The sequence below is a fragment of the Vibrio sp. 1F253 genome, from assembly GCF_041439295.1.
Lineage (GTDB): Bacteria > Pseudomonadota > Gammaproteobacteria > Enterobacterales > Vibrionaceae > Vibrio > Vibrio tasmaniensis_A.
In genome coordinates this window covers 15,051-31,206 of sequence record NZ_JBGONU010000038.1, presented here as the reverse complement: position 1 = coordinate 31,206, position 16,156 = coordinate 15,051, and the positions used below count along the sequence as shown (strand labels likewise).

Sequence of the window (16,156 nt, the reverse complement as noted above, 5' to 3'; positions counted from 1 at the left end):
GTCTAGTTAGTCATTCGTGGCTAGCATGTTGAGCAAGACGACACTTCCTTTTGAAGGCTGACTTTACTTTCTCCTAATCAGGAAACTGATTATTTCAATTGGCGTTAAGTTAATTGCTTTATATACATTCCGACCACACAGTTTTGTGTGGTTTTTTTTTGCCTCAAGAAAACCATTCCTTACATAGCGATAACAGCTTTGCTTGCAATAGTTTAGTATCTTACGACAACCTTTCCCTCAAAAAGGTTCGCCTGAATGTTCAGTTAGATTTTCAAGCAGTGGGATACTCGTATCACGTTTATTTAAACGCCTGTTTGATTTAATTAACAACTTGTTTACAATGCTTCAGGTCAGACCTCTTAACCTTAAGGAGAAACCATGGGCAAACAGGAAGTCAAAACGCGTTCTGGAGAACGTGTTGCCGTTGTCGCTGGACTACGAACCCCATTCGCTCGTCAGAGCACAGAATTTAGCCAAGTGCCTGCGGTTGACCTAGGCAAAATGGTGGTGAGCGAAATGCTTGCAAGAACTGATGTCGATCCTGCGCTTATCGAACAAGTCGTGTTCGGCCAAGTCGTGCAAATGCCAGAAGCACCGAACATTGCACGTGAAATCGTGCTGGGTACAGGTATGGACATTAATACTGATGCCTACAGTGTGACGCGAGCATGTGCGACTAGCTTCCAAGCTGCAGTCAACGTGACCGAGAGCATTATGGCTGGCACGATTGATGTTGGTATTGCGGGCGGCGCGGATTCTTCTTCTGTATTGCCCATCGGTGTTTCGAAAAAGTTAGCGGCGAACTTATTAGCACTGAGTAAAACGAAAACCATAGGTCAAAAACTGAAGATTCTTAAAACATTTTCAGTCAAAGATTTGATGCCAGTACCACCAGCAGTCGCAGAATACTCGACAGGTTTGTCTATGGGACAAACTGCTGAGCAGATGGCTAAGACACATGGTATTACTCGCGAAGCTCAAGATGCACTTGCTCACCGTTCTCACTCTTTGGCTTCTCAAGCATGGAAAGAAGGCAAGATTAAAGACGAAGTGATGACGGCATTCCCCGCGCCTTATAAAAAGTACCTAGCAGAAGACAACAACATTCGCCACGACTCGACGGTTGAAGGTTACGCTACATTGCGCCCTGCATTCGACAGACAATACGGCAGTGTAACGGCAGCCAATGCCACGCCTCTTACCGATGGCGGTGCCGCAGTGATGTTGATGCGCGAAGGAAAAGCGAAAGAGCTAGGCTTAGAAGTGCTTGGTTACATTCGTGGTTACGCGTTCTCAGCGATTGGTGTTGAAACGGATATGCTGATGGGGCCGACGTACGCGACCTCTCAAGTATTGAAGAACACAGGACTAGAATTATCAGACCTAACACTTATCGAGATGCATGAAGCGTTTGCAGCTCAAGTTCTGGCTAACGTCAAAATGTTCGCAAGCGATGAATTTGCTCAGAAGAATCTTGGCCGTGACAAAGCGATCGGTGAGATTGATATGGAGAAATTCAACGTGTTGGGTAGCTCAATTGCTTACGGACACCCGTTTGCTGCGACTGGTGCACGCATGATGACTCAAACACTGCGTGAACTTAAACGTCGTGGTGGTGGCCTAGCATTGAATACTGCTTGTGCGGCTGGTGGCTTAGGTGCAGCAATGATCTTGGAGGTGGAATAATGTCTACGACTCTTGATGTGAAAAAAGAAAAGAAAGCAGTCAAAAAAACGGATTCAAAGCCAGTGACTGTATCTAAAAGTGACAAGACGGTTTCAAACGATGAAGCCGTAAAACTGGCGACCGCGTTTTCTTTAACTATCGATGACCAAGATATTGCATGGCTTGCGATCGATGTACCAAACGAAAAAATGAACACGCTACAAGCGGCGTTTGCCGAAGAAATGAAAGCAATCTTCGAGCAGTTGAAGGAAAAGCAAAGCCGAGTTAAAGGCTTAATCGTTCATTCATTGAAGCCAGATAATTTTATTGCTGGCGCTGACGTACGAATGCTTGATGCTTGCAAGACAGCAGATGAAGCGCAATCTCTTGCTCGTCAGGGGCAGGAGATGTTCCAAGCACTTTCTGATTTGCCTTATCCTGTTGTTGCAGCGATTCACGGCCCATGTTTAGGTGGTGGCTTAGAGCTGGCACTATCGTGTGATTACCGCGTATGTACTGATTCAGATAAGACTCGCTTAGGTCTGCCAGAAGTCCAACTTGGTCTGTTACCAGGATCTGGTGGTACGCAACGTCTTCCTCGTCTTATCGGTTTACTGCCTTCTCTTGACCTTATTCTTACGGGTAAGCAACTGCGCGCTAAAAAAGCGAAATCGCTAGGTGTCGTGGATGCTTGTGTGCCAGAAACTATCTTGCTGGAAGTTGCTAAGAGCTTTGTTGAAAAGAACTCAGGCGGGAAAAAAGGTAAGCGCTTGGCGTCTAAAAGCCAAGCTTCGGCCAAAGAAAAACTAATTTCACGTACGGGTCTTGGTCGCAAGGTTATTTTTGAACAGGCTTCAAAGAAGACCAATCAGAAAACACGCGGTAATTACCCAGCCGCTGATGCGATTCTTGATGTGATTCGTTATGGCTTAGAGAGCGGCTTTGATAAAGGTCTTCAGTACGAAGCGAAGCGTTTCTCTGAATTGGTGATGACCGCAGAATCCAAAGCCCTTCGTTCGATTTTCTTTGCCACCACTGAAATGAAAAAAGAACATGGCGCAGACGCAGAACCAAAAGCGGTTAAGCGTGTTGGTGTACTGGGCGGCGGTCTTATGGGCGCTGGTATCAGCCACGTCAGTGTTGCTAAAGCGAAAGTACCGGTTCGTATTAAAGATGTGTCTAATGAAGGTGTGCTCAATGCGCTTAACTACAACTACAAGTTGTTCGATAAGCAGCGTAAACGTCGTATTCTGAGCCGAGCTGGCCTTGAAAGTAAGATGCTTCAGCTTTCTGGTGGTATCGACTTTACAAGCTTTAACCATACTGATGTTGTGATTGAAGCGGTATTTGAAGATCTCGACCTTAAGCAATCAATGGTTGCAGACATTGAAGCCAATGCTAAGTCAGAGACTATCTTTGCGACCAACACGTCTTCACTGCCAATCCATAAAATTGCAGAGAAAGCGCAGCGACCAGAAAACGTGGTTGGTCTTCACTACTTCAGCCCGGCAGAAAAAATGCCGCTAGTAGAAGTCATCCCTCATGAAACAACGTCAGAAGAGACGATTTCGACGGTGGTGGCATTAGCGAAGAAGCAAGGTAAAACGCCGATTGTTGTTAAAGATACGGCTGGCTTCTATGTGAACCGTATTCTTGCTCCATACATGAATGAAGCGGCGCATCTGTTATTGGCAAATGAGCCGATTGAAAAGCTCGACAGCACGTTGCTGGACTTTGGTTTCCCGGTTGGCCCTATTACTTTGTTAGACGAAGTCGGTGTTGATATCGGTGCGAAGATCATCCCGATTCTAGTTAATGAATTAGGCGAACGTTTCCAAGGCCCTGATGTGTTCGACATTCTTTTGAATGACAACCGTAAAGGCCGTAAGAGTGGCAAAGGTTTCTACACTTACAAAGGTAAGAAGAAGGAAGTCGATAAGTCAGTTTACAAACTGCTTAAGCTGCAACCTGAACCTAAGCTAAGCGATAACGACATCGCAATGCGTTGTGTGTTACCAATGCTCAACGAAGCAGTTCGTTGTCTAGACGATGGCATTATCCGTAGCCCTAGAGATGGCGATATTGGTGCTATTTTCGGTATCGGTTTCCCGCCATTCCTAGGTGGTCCGTTCCGTTATATGGATCAAGTGGGTATTAAGTCATTGGTAGAGATGATGAACGACTTCGCTAAGAAGTACGGTGATCGTTTCGCGCCATGTGATGGCCTACTGACACGTGCAGGGTTGGATGAGTCTTTCTACAAGTAACTCTTTCTATTAGTAACTTTCTAGCACTTTGATTATAAAGCCCGTATCAAGCAATTGATGCGGGCTTCATTTTTATGGGAGTATGCAAAAGAAGGAGATTCCCGACTCAGTCGTTTCTCCTTTTTTGGAATGACGATTGAGATGTAACAAGTAAGCTATTGTGTTGATTCGGAAGGTGGTCAACACACCTCAATCAAAACTACCGTCATCTCCTAAAGCGACGAAGGAGCGTAATAGGAGATCTGCTCTTGTGCTGCATTCAATAAAAAAGGTTGATGCTTTCACATCAACCTTCTGATCTTTTTAATAAGAACGACTAACCAAGCTCACAGTCTTTAGGACGCAACTGAAACTCATCAATTGAGCCAATCTCAACACCTGCCGACAACTTCTCTTCTTCATTATGAGCATTGCCGTGCGCATGCATAATCAGACGATTCGCTGTACGAGGTTTTAGTTGGCTAACCACAAAGCGCATCATGTCTGAGCGAGTCAGACCTTTGAGCTCTTCTAACACACGATCCCTCTGATTGAATTCCAAATCCTTATTGCCTATCGCAACCCATAAGCGTTGAGCGCGACCACGCAAGGTGGTATCTGGCGTTGAAATTTGATTCCAAAGACCGCGTTTACTGCTGTGCCATTGATAGTCGTTAAGCTCTAGCAATACCATGTAAAAGGCATTGAGGAACTCGTCTATTGAAGCCAACAGATCTGCTGGGGCTGCATTAGGCGATTGCACATACAACACAATACCTGGGTGTCGGTTCAATGGCATATTACCAGTGCCGACCATATAACCTAGCTGCTGCTTAGTACGAATCTCGTGGAAGAAAGTGGCTGACATCAAGTGGTTTGCCAATGAATACAGTGCAATATTTGTAGGTGATATATCTGAACATTGGTAGTAAACCACGATGGCTGAATCATCTTGATTACAAACCACTTCGCGTTGGAAACTACCGTTATCACCCAGCATGATTAAAGGGCGCAGTGACTCTTCGTAAGCCTGATCTTGAACACGCAATGCATCTTTTAGCGTTTCAGCCATCTTGTTCGCATCGGCTTTTTTCCAGTCACCATACACAAACATTTCGACATGCAGTTCGGCCAAAATAGCTTGAACAAAAGAAGAAAGCTCGTCGACTTCTATTGTTTCCAGCGCTTCAATTAAAACGGAATAGGGCGGGTTATTTGGCTGTAAGATTCCCGTCATCGCATTGAATAGCTGCGAGATAGGACGGTCTTGCGATGCGTTATTCCAGTTTCTGAGCAATTGATGCTTAATCGTTTCGAATCGTGTTGAACTAAAGTCGCGTGCTTGGAAGCGTTCAAGGATCATATTGAGTAATTGTGGCTGCTTCTCGCTGAATCCAGATAATGTGAGTGTTACACCACCTTGATGGGTATACATGTTGTAGCCCATACCAGCAATCTCAGCTTGATACGTATCTTTTTCAAGCGAGTCTAAGAACATCTCTACACACAAGCGTGTTTTAACGATGTTTCTCGGGGTGGCAACTGAGTGTGGGCTATCTATAGCGATATACACCACACCTTTTGGAACTCGAAATTGATGGTCTTGGAGGTGCCATAACTTAAAGCCGTCCAGCTCTTCTAACAGTTGTGGGTGCTTAGCGTCACCTTCGAGCTCTGCAGGGTCTAAGTCGTAGCAAATAAACGGGTTTTTGCTTGGGAGCTCAAACTGCCAGCCGGGGTTGATACATGTAAAGCATTGAACTTGCTCAGCGCTAAATGGTGTGAGCGAATAGGGTGTAAAGTACCATTTCGCTTCTCTGTCACATTCGAACCCTTGAGCAACAATAGTGACCCGCATGTTGTCGACGGTTAAGTAAGGAAGCAGAGAACGTTGTAACTCTTCGTCGAAATGCGACATTTTGTAATCGCCATACACCACATCTTGCTCTTGGTAATGCTGCATGTTGATAACGAGATGGCTGACGACATCAAGTGGTCTTGAGGGCTCTTGAAAGCGGAAGGCTGATTCCAAAACAGCCCGTTTTTCGAGGTAACGCCACTCTTCAATACCTTGTTGTTCAATCAACTTAATGTACTGGAACACCGCTTGGATGATGTTATCGGTTTTGGTTAAACCTTCGATGGTTAATGAGCAACTGACTGTGAAATCACGATAGTTACTACCACTTGCGCCGCCACCTGCGGAGAGGGAAGTAATCCAGCCTTTCTCTTTGAGTTGCATCATCAAACTGCCTTCGCCTTCGTAACCGATAAGGTGTGCAAAGAACGATAATGGTTTAATACCGTAGTGTTCATCCATGCTTGGCATTGGGAAGGTTAAGATAAGTTTGCGCACTTCTTTGATCGGTTTAACGTGTACTTGTACCCCCGTGCTTAATTCGCCAACAATCGGTACTTCAACCTTCTTGCCTTGTAGTTGGTGGTTGGTAATCGAGCTAAAACGCTCCTCAACCCAACTTTGCATCTCGTCCAGTGATTGATTGCCAGACAGTGTCAGTGTCATTAAGTCTGAAGAGTACTGCTGCTGGTGGAAAGCTAAGATCTCTTGTCGAATTGTCTCGCCGTTTCGGTCACCCAACGTATCGATATTACCGACAGAAAACTTCGAGAATGGGTGACTGTGATTTACCAATTCTTTGGTCACTTGGTACAAGCGTCGCGAGTCGTCGTTGAGTTTCATTTTATACTCTGAATCAACGGCTTGGCGCTCTTTGTCTAATGCTTCTTCGTTGAACAAGGGGGCGGTAAAAAATTGGCTGAAGCGATCGAGTGCATTTTCAAAGGCATTCAATTCAACATCAAAAAAGAAGCAGGTGTGTTCGGTTCCTGTCCAAGCGTTGTTGCTACCGCCATGCTGGCTGATGAAACTTTGGAACTCTCCGACCTTTGGATACTTTTCAGTTCCCAAAAATAGCATATGCTCTAAGTAGTGAGCTAAACCCTCTCGGTCTGTAGGGTCATCAAAATGCCCGACATTAACGGCGAGTGCGGCTGCAGCTTTTTGAGCGTTCTGATCGTGAACTAACAGTACTCTCAACCCGTTATCTAATGTTACGTAACGGTATTGATGTTCATCATTAGGGCTTAAATGCACAGATGCATCTCCAGAGAAGGTGGTTTTTAAATTATGTACGCGATGATTTCAGGTGCAAACCTCGCGATCATATTTTGGGATATGAAGTGCTTTTTGGCGACTTCTAAATCACTTTTATCGATTTTTATCAGTGATTTATTTTCTTTTAATAAGATTGTTAAGAAAGTCGAACTCTTTAGCAAGTGACTTGATATAATTATTTATATAGACTGCGGTTTCTCTAGTTTGAGAGCCAAACGCTAAGTAGCGTATCGCTGATATGGGATATATCGACTTTCGAAATGTTACGTAGACAGGACTGAACATGAAAATATTCATAATGCGCCACGGTGAAGCAGAACATTTTGCTAACTCGGATGCAGAACGTGCGTTAACGAAGCGCGGTAAAATGGCGTCTCTTGCGGTAGCTCAAGCTGCAAATGAGCAAGGGTTTAGCCAGTTCGATAAAGTGCTTGTGAGCCCATACTTGAGGGCACAAGAAACGTGGTTAGAAATCTCTCAAGCGTTTTCTGGAAAGAAAGTAGAAACCTGTGATGACATTACGCCTTACGGAATGTCTGACGATGTGTTTGATTTGACCATAGCAATGGCTGAAGTAGAAAAGCTAGAGACCATTTTATTTGTTTCTCATTTACCTCTAGTGGGCTATTTAACGGCTGAATTTGCGACGGGCATGGCGCCACCTATGTTCCCAACCTCAGGGCTCGCGTGTATTGAATTCGACCTTGAAAAACAAAAAGGCGAGTTGCTTTGGAACATTAATCCATAGCTGAGACCGTTTTCTCAAGATAAATTTAAGGGCACCTCATGATTATTGAGATGCCCTTTGTTGTTTCTAACGGATTATTTCGACCAAACGACAAGGTGCTGGACGTACTTTTTAGAATAAAGAGCAAGTCGATGGCTATTTATCTGGGATAGCAAGTAAAACCAGTAGCGCCCCATGGCCACCAAACTCTAAAGGTGCTTGGTGAAAAGCCATCACATCTGGGTGCTGTGCTAACCACAAAGGCACTTTCTGTTTAAGGATGTGTTTACCAATGCCGTGCTGTACACAGGCACAAGCTACGCTCTCTTTCACGCAGTGCGCAATCATCGCGCCAAGTTCACGTTTGGCTTCTTGTTGAGTCATACCGTGCATATCAAGATACACATCCGGTACATAGACACCACGACGTAAGCGCTTCACCTCATATTTAGAGACATCATCGCGCGCATAACGTGTCGGCCCCTCTTCGCTAAGATGCGGAATGAACTCATCCGAGAAATAAAACTCGCTGTCACTGGCTTGTCTTGCCGTTCGAGTAATTTCTTTTTGCTTGGCATTTCTTTTTGGCTGCTGGACTATGGTATCCTGTTGCAACTTTTTAACGCCCTTTACTGCATCGTTGAACAGGGCGAAATCGTCATCGAAGTCGGTGTCTTTTTTGCTCATCAGGTTATGAATTCTAATTAGAAACGTAATTAGCAGTATTGTAGCGCTTTTCGGAGACAATTTTGGATAAGATTTTTGTAGAAGAAGCGGTATCAGAACTACACACGCTTCAAGATGTGATTCGTTGGACTGTTAGTCGCTTTAACGCAGCGGGCCTATTTTATGGTCACGGCACTGATAACGCGTGGGATGAGGCGGTACAACTAATTTTACCTACTCTTTATCTACCGATTGATGTTCCTTCGCATGTGATGAACTCTCGTCTAACAAGTAGCGAACGTCTGCGTATTGTTGAGCGCGTAATCAAGCGTATCAATGAGCGTACACCAACGGCTTACTTAACTAATAAAGCTTGGTTCTGTGGCCTTGAGTTCTTCGTTGATGAGCGCGTTCTTGTGCCTCGCTCTCCAATTGGTGAGCTGATCGAAGCTCAATTCCAACCTTGGTTAATTGAAGAGCCAACTCGCATCATGGATATGTGTACGGGTAGTGGTTGTATTGCTATTGCTTGTGCTCATGCATTCCCTGACGCAGAAGTAGATGCGATTGATATCTCTACAGACGCACTGCAAGTTGCAGAGCAGAACGTTCAAGATCACGGCATGGAGCAGCAAGTGTTCCCAATCCGTTCAGATCTTTTCCGTGACTTGCCAAAAGAGAAATACAACCTGATCGTATCTAACCCACCTTACGTGGACGAAGAAGATATGAACAGCCTGCCAGATGAGTTTACTCACGAGCCAGAACTTGGCCTAGCAGCGGGTACAGACGGTCTGAAATTGGTTCGTCGTATCTTAGCTAACGCACCTGACTACCTAACTGACGACGGTATTCTTATCTGTGAAGTGGGCAACTCAATGGTTCACATGATGGATCAGTACCCGGAGATTCCATTCACTTGGATTGAATTCTCTAACGGTGGTCATGGCGTATTCATGATCACTCGTGAGCAGCTTGTTGCTTGCGCGGATGAGTTCTCTATCTACAAAGACTAGGTTACTGTTAGTCGTTAGCTTAGGGATTTGGCTTAGAGATTTAGCTTAGAGATTAGGCTGGAAACTTAAGGTTAGAACCTGATAAGACGTTCTATTTGAAACGTTTGAATTTAAACGCCATGCAGTAATGCATGGCGTTTTTTATTGCCGAAATTTAATGGATAAGTAAGCAACACAGAGTGAACGTGCTCAATATTTAGTTGCTTAATATGAATAGCTATCACATATTGGTGCTCAATATTTAGTCGTTTTAGTGAGTTAAGGAGAATTCGCGATGACCTTTGATACATGGATTTATTATTTGCTAGCGGTGTTGATCTTAACGGCATCACCAGGGCCAAGCTCTTTGTTGTGCATGACTAAGGGTGTGCAATCTGGCTTTAAGTTATCGATATTTACCGCCTTGGGTAGCGTGACTGCCATTACCGGAATCCTTACGTTATCTTTTACCGGTTTAGGGGTGATCATTGCTTCGTCAGAAGTGGTGTTTAATATCATTAAGTGGACGGGGGCTGCTTACCTTATTTATCTCGGTTGGAAGTCGTTACGATCGAGTCAGCAAGATTACGACAAGTTATCGAATCAACAAGCAGGCTCTCAACCAGTTAAAGAAAGCGCTGCACAGCATTATGTCAGTGGCTTTATTGTTGGTGCGAGTAACCCAAAAGCTATCCTGTTTTTTACCGCACTTTTTCCTCAGTTTATTGACCCATCGATAGCGCTATTTCCTCAATTTTTGGTGTTCGCTTTGACCTTCGTTGTGATGGAATTGTCTTGGTTACTGGTTTATGCCTACCTAGGTGCGAAATCATCAAATTGGTTGTTTGCTAAAGGTAGAGCCAAGGTTTTTAATCGTGTGACTGGTGGTGTCTTTATCGGTGCTGGGGCGCTGCTTTCTACTATAAGCAGAGCGTAATTTTCAATTTATTAAAGGCCTGAATAGTTACAGAAAATTATTCAGGCTGTAATAAAAGGTTAATATTAATGTGCTTGCTGATATCGGCATAAAGTCGATATATTGGTGTTACACCATCACATTCTCAGGAGAGATATATGCAGCATCAAGAAATGATTCAACACAGTAATTTTGGCGTAATCAGTCGTACTTGGATTTTCTCTACCCTTTCTCTTCTGGGTATTCTTGCTCTAATGTAGTCAGCTTCATGGCTCTATATTTTCAGTTTTATTATGAATATACTTTTCAAAAAGTCTTCAAAGTTAGAACTCTTACACTCGTAAATGTGGCTTTTCTCATCAGGCTAGCCACTTAACCTTCCTCTCAGTAACCTTCCTCTCAGTAACCTTTTCTCTGAATAATCTCTTTGTCTGATTAACCCCCTTTATCTCAATAGACTCACTGCATAACCTGATCTGAAGTTGTTATCAAACTGTGATAATCTTAAGTTATCTTTTATCTACAGTGTATCTCTCATGTCTGTCTGGGATTCTATTTCATTTAACAATCGATTTACTGCATTACCTCGATTGTTCTATACCCCAATTCAACCTACACCGCTCAGCAATGTTCAATGGCTCGCATGGAACCATAACCTTGCGAATGAACTAGGCTTTCCGTCATTTGAATGCACTTCCGGGGAGTTGCTTGAGACGTTATCAGGCAATGTTGAACCTGAGCAATTTTCGCCAGTAGCAATGAAATACGCAGGCCACCAGTTTGGCTCTTATAACCCTGATTTAGGTGATGGAAGAGGGCTGTTATTGGCTCAAGTTGTCGCGAAAAGTGGTGAAACGTTCGACTTACACCTTAAAGGTGCGGGTAAAACTCCCTATTCTCGTATGGGCGATGGTCGTGCTGTTATTCGATCAACGGTTCGTGAGTATCTATGTAGCGAAGCGATGGCGGGGCTTAATATCCCAACTACTCGCGCATTGGCGATGATGACTAGCGACACACCCGTTTATCGAGAGAAGCAAGAGTGGGGCGCATTGCTGGTGCGTGCTGCTGAGTCACACATCCGTTTCGGTCACTTTGAACATCTGTTTTATACCAATCAGTTGGCAGAACATAAATTATTGGCCGATAAAGTCATCGAATGGCACTTCCCGGAATGCCTCGATGACGACAAACCCTACGCTGCTATGTTTAATCAGATTGTTGATCGCACTGCGGAAATGGTCGCGCTGTGGCAAGCGAATGGTTTTGCTCATGGGGTGATGAACACCGATAACATGTCGATCATAGGGCAAACCTTCGATTATGGCCCGTTCGCCTTCTTAGATGAATATGACCCTCGCTTGATCTGTAATCACTCGGATTACCAAGGTCGTTATGCTTTCAATCAACAGCCTAGAATTGGATTGTGGAACCTATCGGCACTGGCGCACTCACTTTCGCCGCTGGTGGATAAAGCCGATTTAGAGGTCGCGTTAGAACAGTACGAACCACAAATGAACGGTTATTTCAGTCAGCTGATGCGCCGTAAGTTAGGATTGCTTTCGAAACACGAAGGTGACAGTCGCTTGTTTGAATCGTTGTTCGAACTGATGTCACAAAACAAAGTCGACTACCCAAGATTCTTTAGAACGTTGTCGAACCTAGATACATTGTCGCCGCAAGACGTGATTGATTTGGTTATCGACCGCGAGGCCGCAAAGCTATGGGTGAATAACTACTTGCAACGTTGTGAATTGGAAGAGAGTTCAGTGACCGAGCGCTGTGAAAAGATGCGACAAGTAAACCCGAAATACATTCTCAGAAACTACCTAGCCCAGCTTGCGATAGATAAAGCTGAGCGTGGTGATAGCAGCGATATTGATGCACTAATGGTGGTGCTGGCAGACCCTTATGCGGAACATCCTGACTACGAACATCTTGCTGCCTTACCGCCTGAGTGGGGCAAAGCCATGGAAATCAGCTGTTCCTCTTAACCTCCTATGATTCTTTGAGTCGTTAAGTACAGGTAGAGGTCACTAAGATGTGATCTTTATCTGTTTGTTCGTCTAACTTTACAAACATGTCAATAATCAAATAATCGGCCAGCCTATACACTATGTGAATAAGTTGTAAATTTAATAGGTTTGGGCGATGCCAACAAATACTCGAATTCTCGTGGTGGATGATGATCAAGAAATCCGCGAGCTGCTGGAAGAGTACCTCACTAAATCGGGTTTCGATGTCTCTTCTGTAGGAGACGGTGTTGAATTAGAAACCCACCTGCAAAGCCAAGGTTATCCAGACCTTATTCTGCTCGATGTGATGCTGCCCGGTGACGACGGTTTTACCTTGTGTCAGCGCGTCCGAAAGCAATCCAATGTGCCTATCATTATGCTGACAGCGGTATCGGATGAAACCGATCAGATTATCGGCTTAGAAATTGGTGCAGATGATTACATCGCCAAGCCGTTTAGTCCTCGTCAGTTAATGGCTCGAATCAAAGCTCTATTACGCCGTGTACAAGTGGTGGACGACAAGCCAAGTGATGCATTGCCAAAGCAGATTATTTTTGGTGATTGGACGCTCGATACGCTCGCGCATCGAATCTATCACAATGAAAGCTCAGAAGAGATGGACTTATCGGGCAGTGACTTTTCTTTGTTGATGTTGTTTTTAACTCGCCCTAACGAAGTTCTCGACCGTGACACCATCTCTTTCGCTACCAGAGGCCGTGAAGCGCTGCCTTTTGAACGTGGTATTGATGTACAGCTTAGTCGCCTGAGAAGCCGACTGGGTGACAGTGGTAAATACCCTCACTACATCAAAACCATGCGCGGTAATGGCTACATTCTTGCTGTGCCGGTTCAGTATGAACACTAAGTATGACCTACTGTTAATCAAGTAACGCTAATAAAGTATTTCCAATGAAGTATTCTGGATGAAATATCTCGTATGAACTGGATGAGTTGGTTGAAACCAAATTCGTTAGTCGCAAGAACCTTATTGTTGACGCTGTTAGCCGTGGTAATAGCTCAGGGCATCGCAACGTCTATATGGTATAGCGAATCAAAACACAAAGAGCTGGAAGGAATTCGTTCTGCTTCGTCGAGCATGGCGAACATGTTTGCTTCAACGGTGACTTTTTTCCAATCTCTACCCGTTAAATATCGTCATATCGTGCTGGATCAAATACGGAATATGGGCGGTACGCGCTTCTTCGTTTCTTTCAATAAAGAGGCTTTGATTGTCGAACCGATCCCCGATACCCGTTTAAAAACAGCCTCGATTGAAGCGATAGAAAGTGTTTTGAGTAGCAAACTCAATAAGGTGGCGTCAGTGCGGGTAGATTTTTCTCGACCTGAACACCTTCGCTTGCTTAAAAACGACATCTACTTAAGCGATCTCCCGCGATCTTGGGCACATCATACTTTAACGTTAGAACCGCTGAATCCACCCATTCTGGTTGTACAAATCGAATTGACCAGTCACGAATGGGTATACATTGCGGCATTGTTGCCTGCTCCATATGTGAAACTCGACGATACGATTCTTGGCAGAGAGCAGGTGATCTTCTTAGTTTCTTCAACGCTTATTCTGCTGGTTCTAACTTACTTGATGATTCGTCGCCAAGTGCGTCCTCTGAAAAAGTTAGCAAGGGCGGCCAATGAGATGAGTATGGATATTCAGCAGCCTCCGCTAAACGAAGAAGGGGCGACTGAACTGGTCACTGCCACTCGAGCCTTTAATCGCATGCAGCAACGAATTCGGCGCTATGTTGCCGACCGAGAGCACCTTTTCTCTGCGATCTCCCATGACTTAAAGACACCAATCACACGCCTTAGATTGCGTGCTGAGTTGCTGGAGAGTGAAGTAAAGAAAGACAAATTTAATAAAGATCTCGATGAGCTTGAGATGATGGTTAAAGGTGCTTTGCAAGCGGTAAGAGACACCGATCTACACGAGAATAATGCCATTATTGACCTCAACGAAATGGTACTTTCTGTGATTGAATCTCATAACCAGTATCAGACAAAAGTTGAGTTTGAGCCGGTCGTCATTGAGCCACTGGTCGCGAAACCACTGGCGATTAAGCGTGTACTGACCAACTTAATTGACAACGCGGTTAAGTATGGTTCATCAGCTGTCGTGGAAGTTAGTGGTGATGAGCTTTGGGTTGTCGTGACTATTCAAGACCGTGGGAATGGCATTCCTGAAGACAAGTTAGAGATGGTTTTTGAACCCTATTTTAGGCTAGCAACGGATGATCAAGGACACGGACTTGGCCTCGGGATCTGCCGAAATATCCTGCACGGACACGGTGGAGATCTCATTATTCGCAACTCCTCTCAAAGTGGCTTGGAAGTCAAAGTCTATATCCCAACAGGCTTAGAAGTGTAGTGTAACAATCCTGTTACATTGGGCTTACCTTTTGTTTCAATCTTACCAGTCAGAATAAGTAGACTCTTTAATGAACCGGACGTCGAGTCCGCTAAACATGGAAGATAATAATGAAAATCAATAAAACCCTACTTACTCTATCTCTTCTTGCTGCCTCAACATTTTCTCAAGCTGGTGAAGTGGAAGTGCTCCACTGGTGGACTGCCGGTGGCGAAGCGAAATCCGCTGCCGTACTGAAAGAGATGATTGAACAACAAGGCCATACTTGGAAAGACTTCGCAGTTGCGGGTGGCGGCGGTGAAAGTGCGATGACTGTTTTGAAAACGCGAGCAGTATCGGGCAATCCACCTTCTGCAGCGCAGATTAAAGGTCATGATATTCAGGAGTGGGGTGGTTTAGGTTTTCTAACGTCTCTCGATGCGACTGCTAAACAAGAACAATGGGATGAACTACTACCAGAAGTAGTGACTAAAGTGATGAAGTGGGATGGTGAATATGTGGCAGTTCCTGTCAACGTTCACCGTGTTAACTGGCTTTGGGCAAACCCTGTTGTTTTAGAAAAATCGGGTGTGACAGTTCCAACGACATTAGATGAGTTCTTTGTTGCTGCAGACAAGATTAAAGCGGCTGGCTTCATTCCATTAGCTCACGGTGGTCAGCCTTGGCAAGACGCGACCGTATTCGAAGCCGTGGCACTTGATGTACTAGGCAGTGAAGACTATAACAAAGCGTTCGTTGATCTTGATATGGACGTATTATCTGGCAACAAAATGGTGGAAGTGTTCACCAAGTTCAAAAAGATGCGTGATTACATCGACAGCAACTCTCCTGGTCGTGATTGGAATGTAGCAACCTCAATGGTTATCAATGGTGAAGCAGCGATGCAGATCATGGGTGACTGGGCGAAAGGTGAATTTACTGCGGCAGGCAAAGTGCCGGGTAAAGATTACATCTGTGCACCAGCTCCAGGTACTGCCGGCCAATTTACTTTCAATATCGATAGCTTTGCGTTCTTTGAGTTAAGCGACCAAGAGAACCAAAAAGCGCAGCAAGACCTAGCGAAAACCATTCTTACCAAAGATTTCCAAGAAGTCTTCAACCTTAACAAAGGTTCTATCCCTGTACGTCTAGATATGGACATGTCTAAATTCGACCAATGTGCGTTGGATTCAATGGCTACTTTCAAAGCGAGTGCTGAATCGGGCGATCTTGTTCCGAGTATGGCTCACGGCCTAGCGACAACAAGCTATGCTCAAGGCGCTATCTATGACGTAGTGACCAACTTCTTCAACGAGAAAGATGCCGATCCTAAACAAGCGGCAGCTAAGTTAGCAAAAGCAGTGAAAGCGGCTATCTAATCTAACTTGATAAGTGACACACAACGCACGTGAGTGACGGGCTGTGTTG

Annotated in this window: 11 protein-coding genes; 9 read left to right on the top strand and 2 right to left on the bottom strand. The window is 44.7% G+C overall.

The features are described from left to right. Nucleotides 1–378: 378 nt before the first annotated feature. Nucleotides 379–1,686: an acetyl-CoA C-acyltransferase FadI gene (gene fadI / locus ACED28_RS16985; protein WP_371710325.1), complete on the top strand. Its 1,308-nt coding sequence runs from the start codon at nucleotides 379–381 to the stop codon at nucleotides 1,684–1,686. After that, nucleotides 1,686–3,932 carry a fatty acid oxidation complex subunit alpha FadJ gene (gene fadJ, locus ACED28_RS16980; RefSeq protein WP_371710324.1) on the top strand — a complete coding sequence of 749 codons (2,247 nt, stop codon included), beginning with the start codon at nucleotides 1,686–1,688 and terminating at the stop codon, nucleotides 3,930–3,932. The genes fadI and fadJ overlap by 1 nt, the downstream gene beginning before the upstream one ends. A gap of 316 nt (nucleotides 3,933–4,248) precedes the next feature. Here fadJ and ACED28_RS16975 read toward each other — a convergent pair whose 3' ends face one another. Then, nucleotides 4,249–7,026, bottom strand: a complete 2,778-nt coding sequence (locus ACED28_RS16975; protein WP_371710323.1) for an insulinase family protein — start codon at nucleotides 7,024–7,026, stop codon at nucleotides 4,249–4,251. Nucleotides 7,027–7,330: 304 nt separating this feature from the next. Between ACED28_RS16975 and sixA the strand changes: the two genes are divergently transcribed. Beyond that, on the top strand, nucleotides 7,331–7,795 hold the full coding sequence (gene sixA, locus ACED28_RS16970) for a phosphohistidine phosphatase SixA (RefSeq protein ID WP_012603460.1): 465 nt from the start codon (nucleotides 7,331–7,333) through the stop codon (nucleotides 7,793–7,795). Between the two features lie 135 nt (nucleotides 7,796–7,930). Here the strand turns inward: sixA and smrB are convergent, their stop codons facing one another. Beyond that, nucleotides 7,931–8,461, bottom strand: a complete 531-nt coding sequence (gene smrB / locus ACED28_RS16965) for an endonuclease SmrB (RefSeq protein WP_009848510.1) — start codon at nucleotides 8,459–8,461, stop codon at nucleotides 7,931–7,933. 62 nt (nucleotides 8,462–8,523) lie between these two features. Between smrB and prmB the strand changes: the two genes are divergently transcribed. The 6 genes from prmB (at nucleotide 8,524) to ACED28_RS16935 (ending at nucleotide 16,107) form a co-directional block, all read left to right on the top strand. Further along, on the top strand, nucleotides 8,524–9,456 hold the full coding sequence (gene prmB, locus ACED28_RS16960; protein ID WP_009848509.1) for a 50S ribosomal protein L3 N(5)-glutamine methyltransferase: 933 nt from the start codon (nucleotides 8,524–8,526) through the stop codon (nucleotides 9,454–9,456). A 274-nt stretch (nucleotides 9,457–9,730) separates the two neighbouring features. Then, nucleotides 9,731–10,372, top strand: coding sequence for a LysE family translocator (locus ACED28_RS16955; protein WP_371710322.1), 642 nt, complete (start codon nucleotides 9,731–9,733; stop codon nucleotides 10,370–10,372). Between the two features lie 515 nt (nucleotides 10,373–10,887). Continuing rightward, entirely contained in the window at nucleotides 10,888–12,345 is a 1,458-nt protein-coding gene (locus ACED28_RS16950; protein WP_371710321.1) for a protein adenylyltransferase SelO, read from the top strand. Between the two features lie 157 nt (nucleotides 12,346–12,502). Beyond that, nucleotides 12,503–13,231, top strand: a complete 729-nt coding sequence (locus ACED28_RS16945; protein ID WP_371710320.1) for a response regulator — start codon at nucleotides 12,503–12,505, stop codon at nucleotides 13,229–13,231. 72 nt (nucleotides 13,232–13,303) lie between these two features. Continuing rightward, nucleotides 13,304–14,749, top strand: coding sequence for an ATP-binding protein (locus ACED28_RS16940; RefSeq protein ID WP_371710319.1), 1,446 nt, complete (start codon nucleotides 13,304–13,306; stop codon nucleotides 14,747–14,749). Nucleotides 14,750–14,859: 110 nt separating this feature from the next. Continuing rightward, entirely contained in the window at nucleotides 14,860–16,107 is a 1,248-nt protein-coding gene (locus ACED28_RS16935; protein ID WP_371710318.1) for an ABC transporter substrate-binding protein, read from the top strand. Nucleotides 16,108–16,156: the final 49 nt, after the last annotated feature.

Excerpts from the sequence above, each read along its gene's own strand:
- ACED28_RS16935 (WP_371710318.1), top strand. The coding sequence starts at position 14,860 with ATGAAAATCAATAAAACCCTACTTACTCTATCTCTTCTTGCTGCCTCA.
- smrB (WP_009848510.1), bottom strand. The coding sequence starts at position 8,461 with ATGAGCAAAAAAGACACCGACTTCGATGACGATTTCGCCCTGTTCAAC.
- ACED28_RS16955 (WP_371710322.1), top strand. The coding sequence starts at position 9,731 with ATGACCTTTGATACATGGATTTATTATTTGCTAGCGGTGTTGATCTTA.
- ACED28_RS16945 (WP_371710320.1), top strand. The coding sequence starts at position 12,503 with ATGCCAACAAATACTCGAATTCTCGTGGTGGATGATGATCAAGAAATC.
- ACED28_RS16950 (WP_371710321.1), top strand. The coding sequence starts at position 10,888 with ATGTCTGTCTGGGATTCTATTTCATTTAACAATCGATTTACTGCATTA.
- sixA (WP_012603460.1), top strand. The coding sequence starts at position 7,331 with ATGAAAATATTCATAATGCGCCACGGTGAAGCAGAACATTTTGCTAAC.
- fadI (WP_371710325.1), top strand. The coding sequence starts at position 379 with ATGGGCAAACAGGAAGTCAAAACGCGTTCTGGAGAACGTGTTGCCGTT.
- ACED28_RS16940 (WP_371710319.1), top strand. The coding sequence starts at position 13,304 with ATGAACTGGATGAGTTGGTTGAAACCAAATTCGTTAGTCGCAAGAACC.
- fadJ (WP_371710324.1), top strand. The coding sequence starts at position 1,686 with ATGTCTACGACTCTTGATGTGAAAAAAGAAAAGAAAGCAGTCAAAAAA.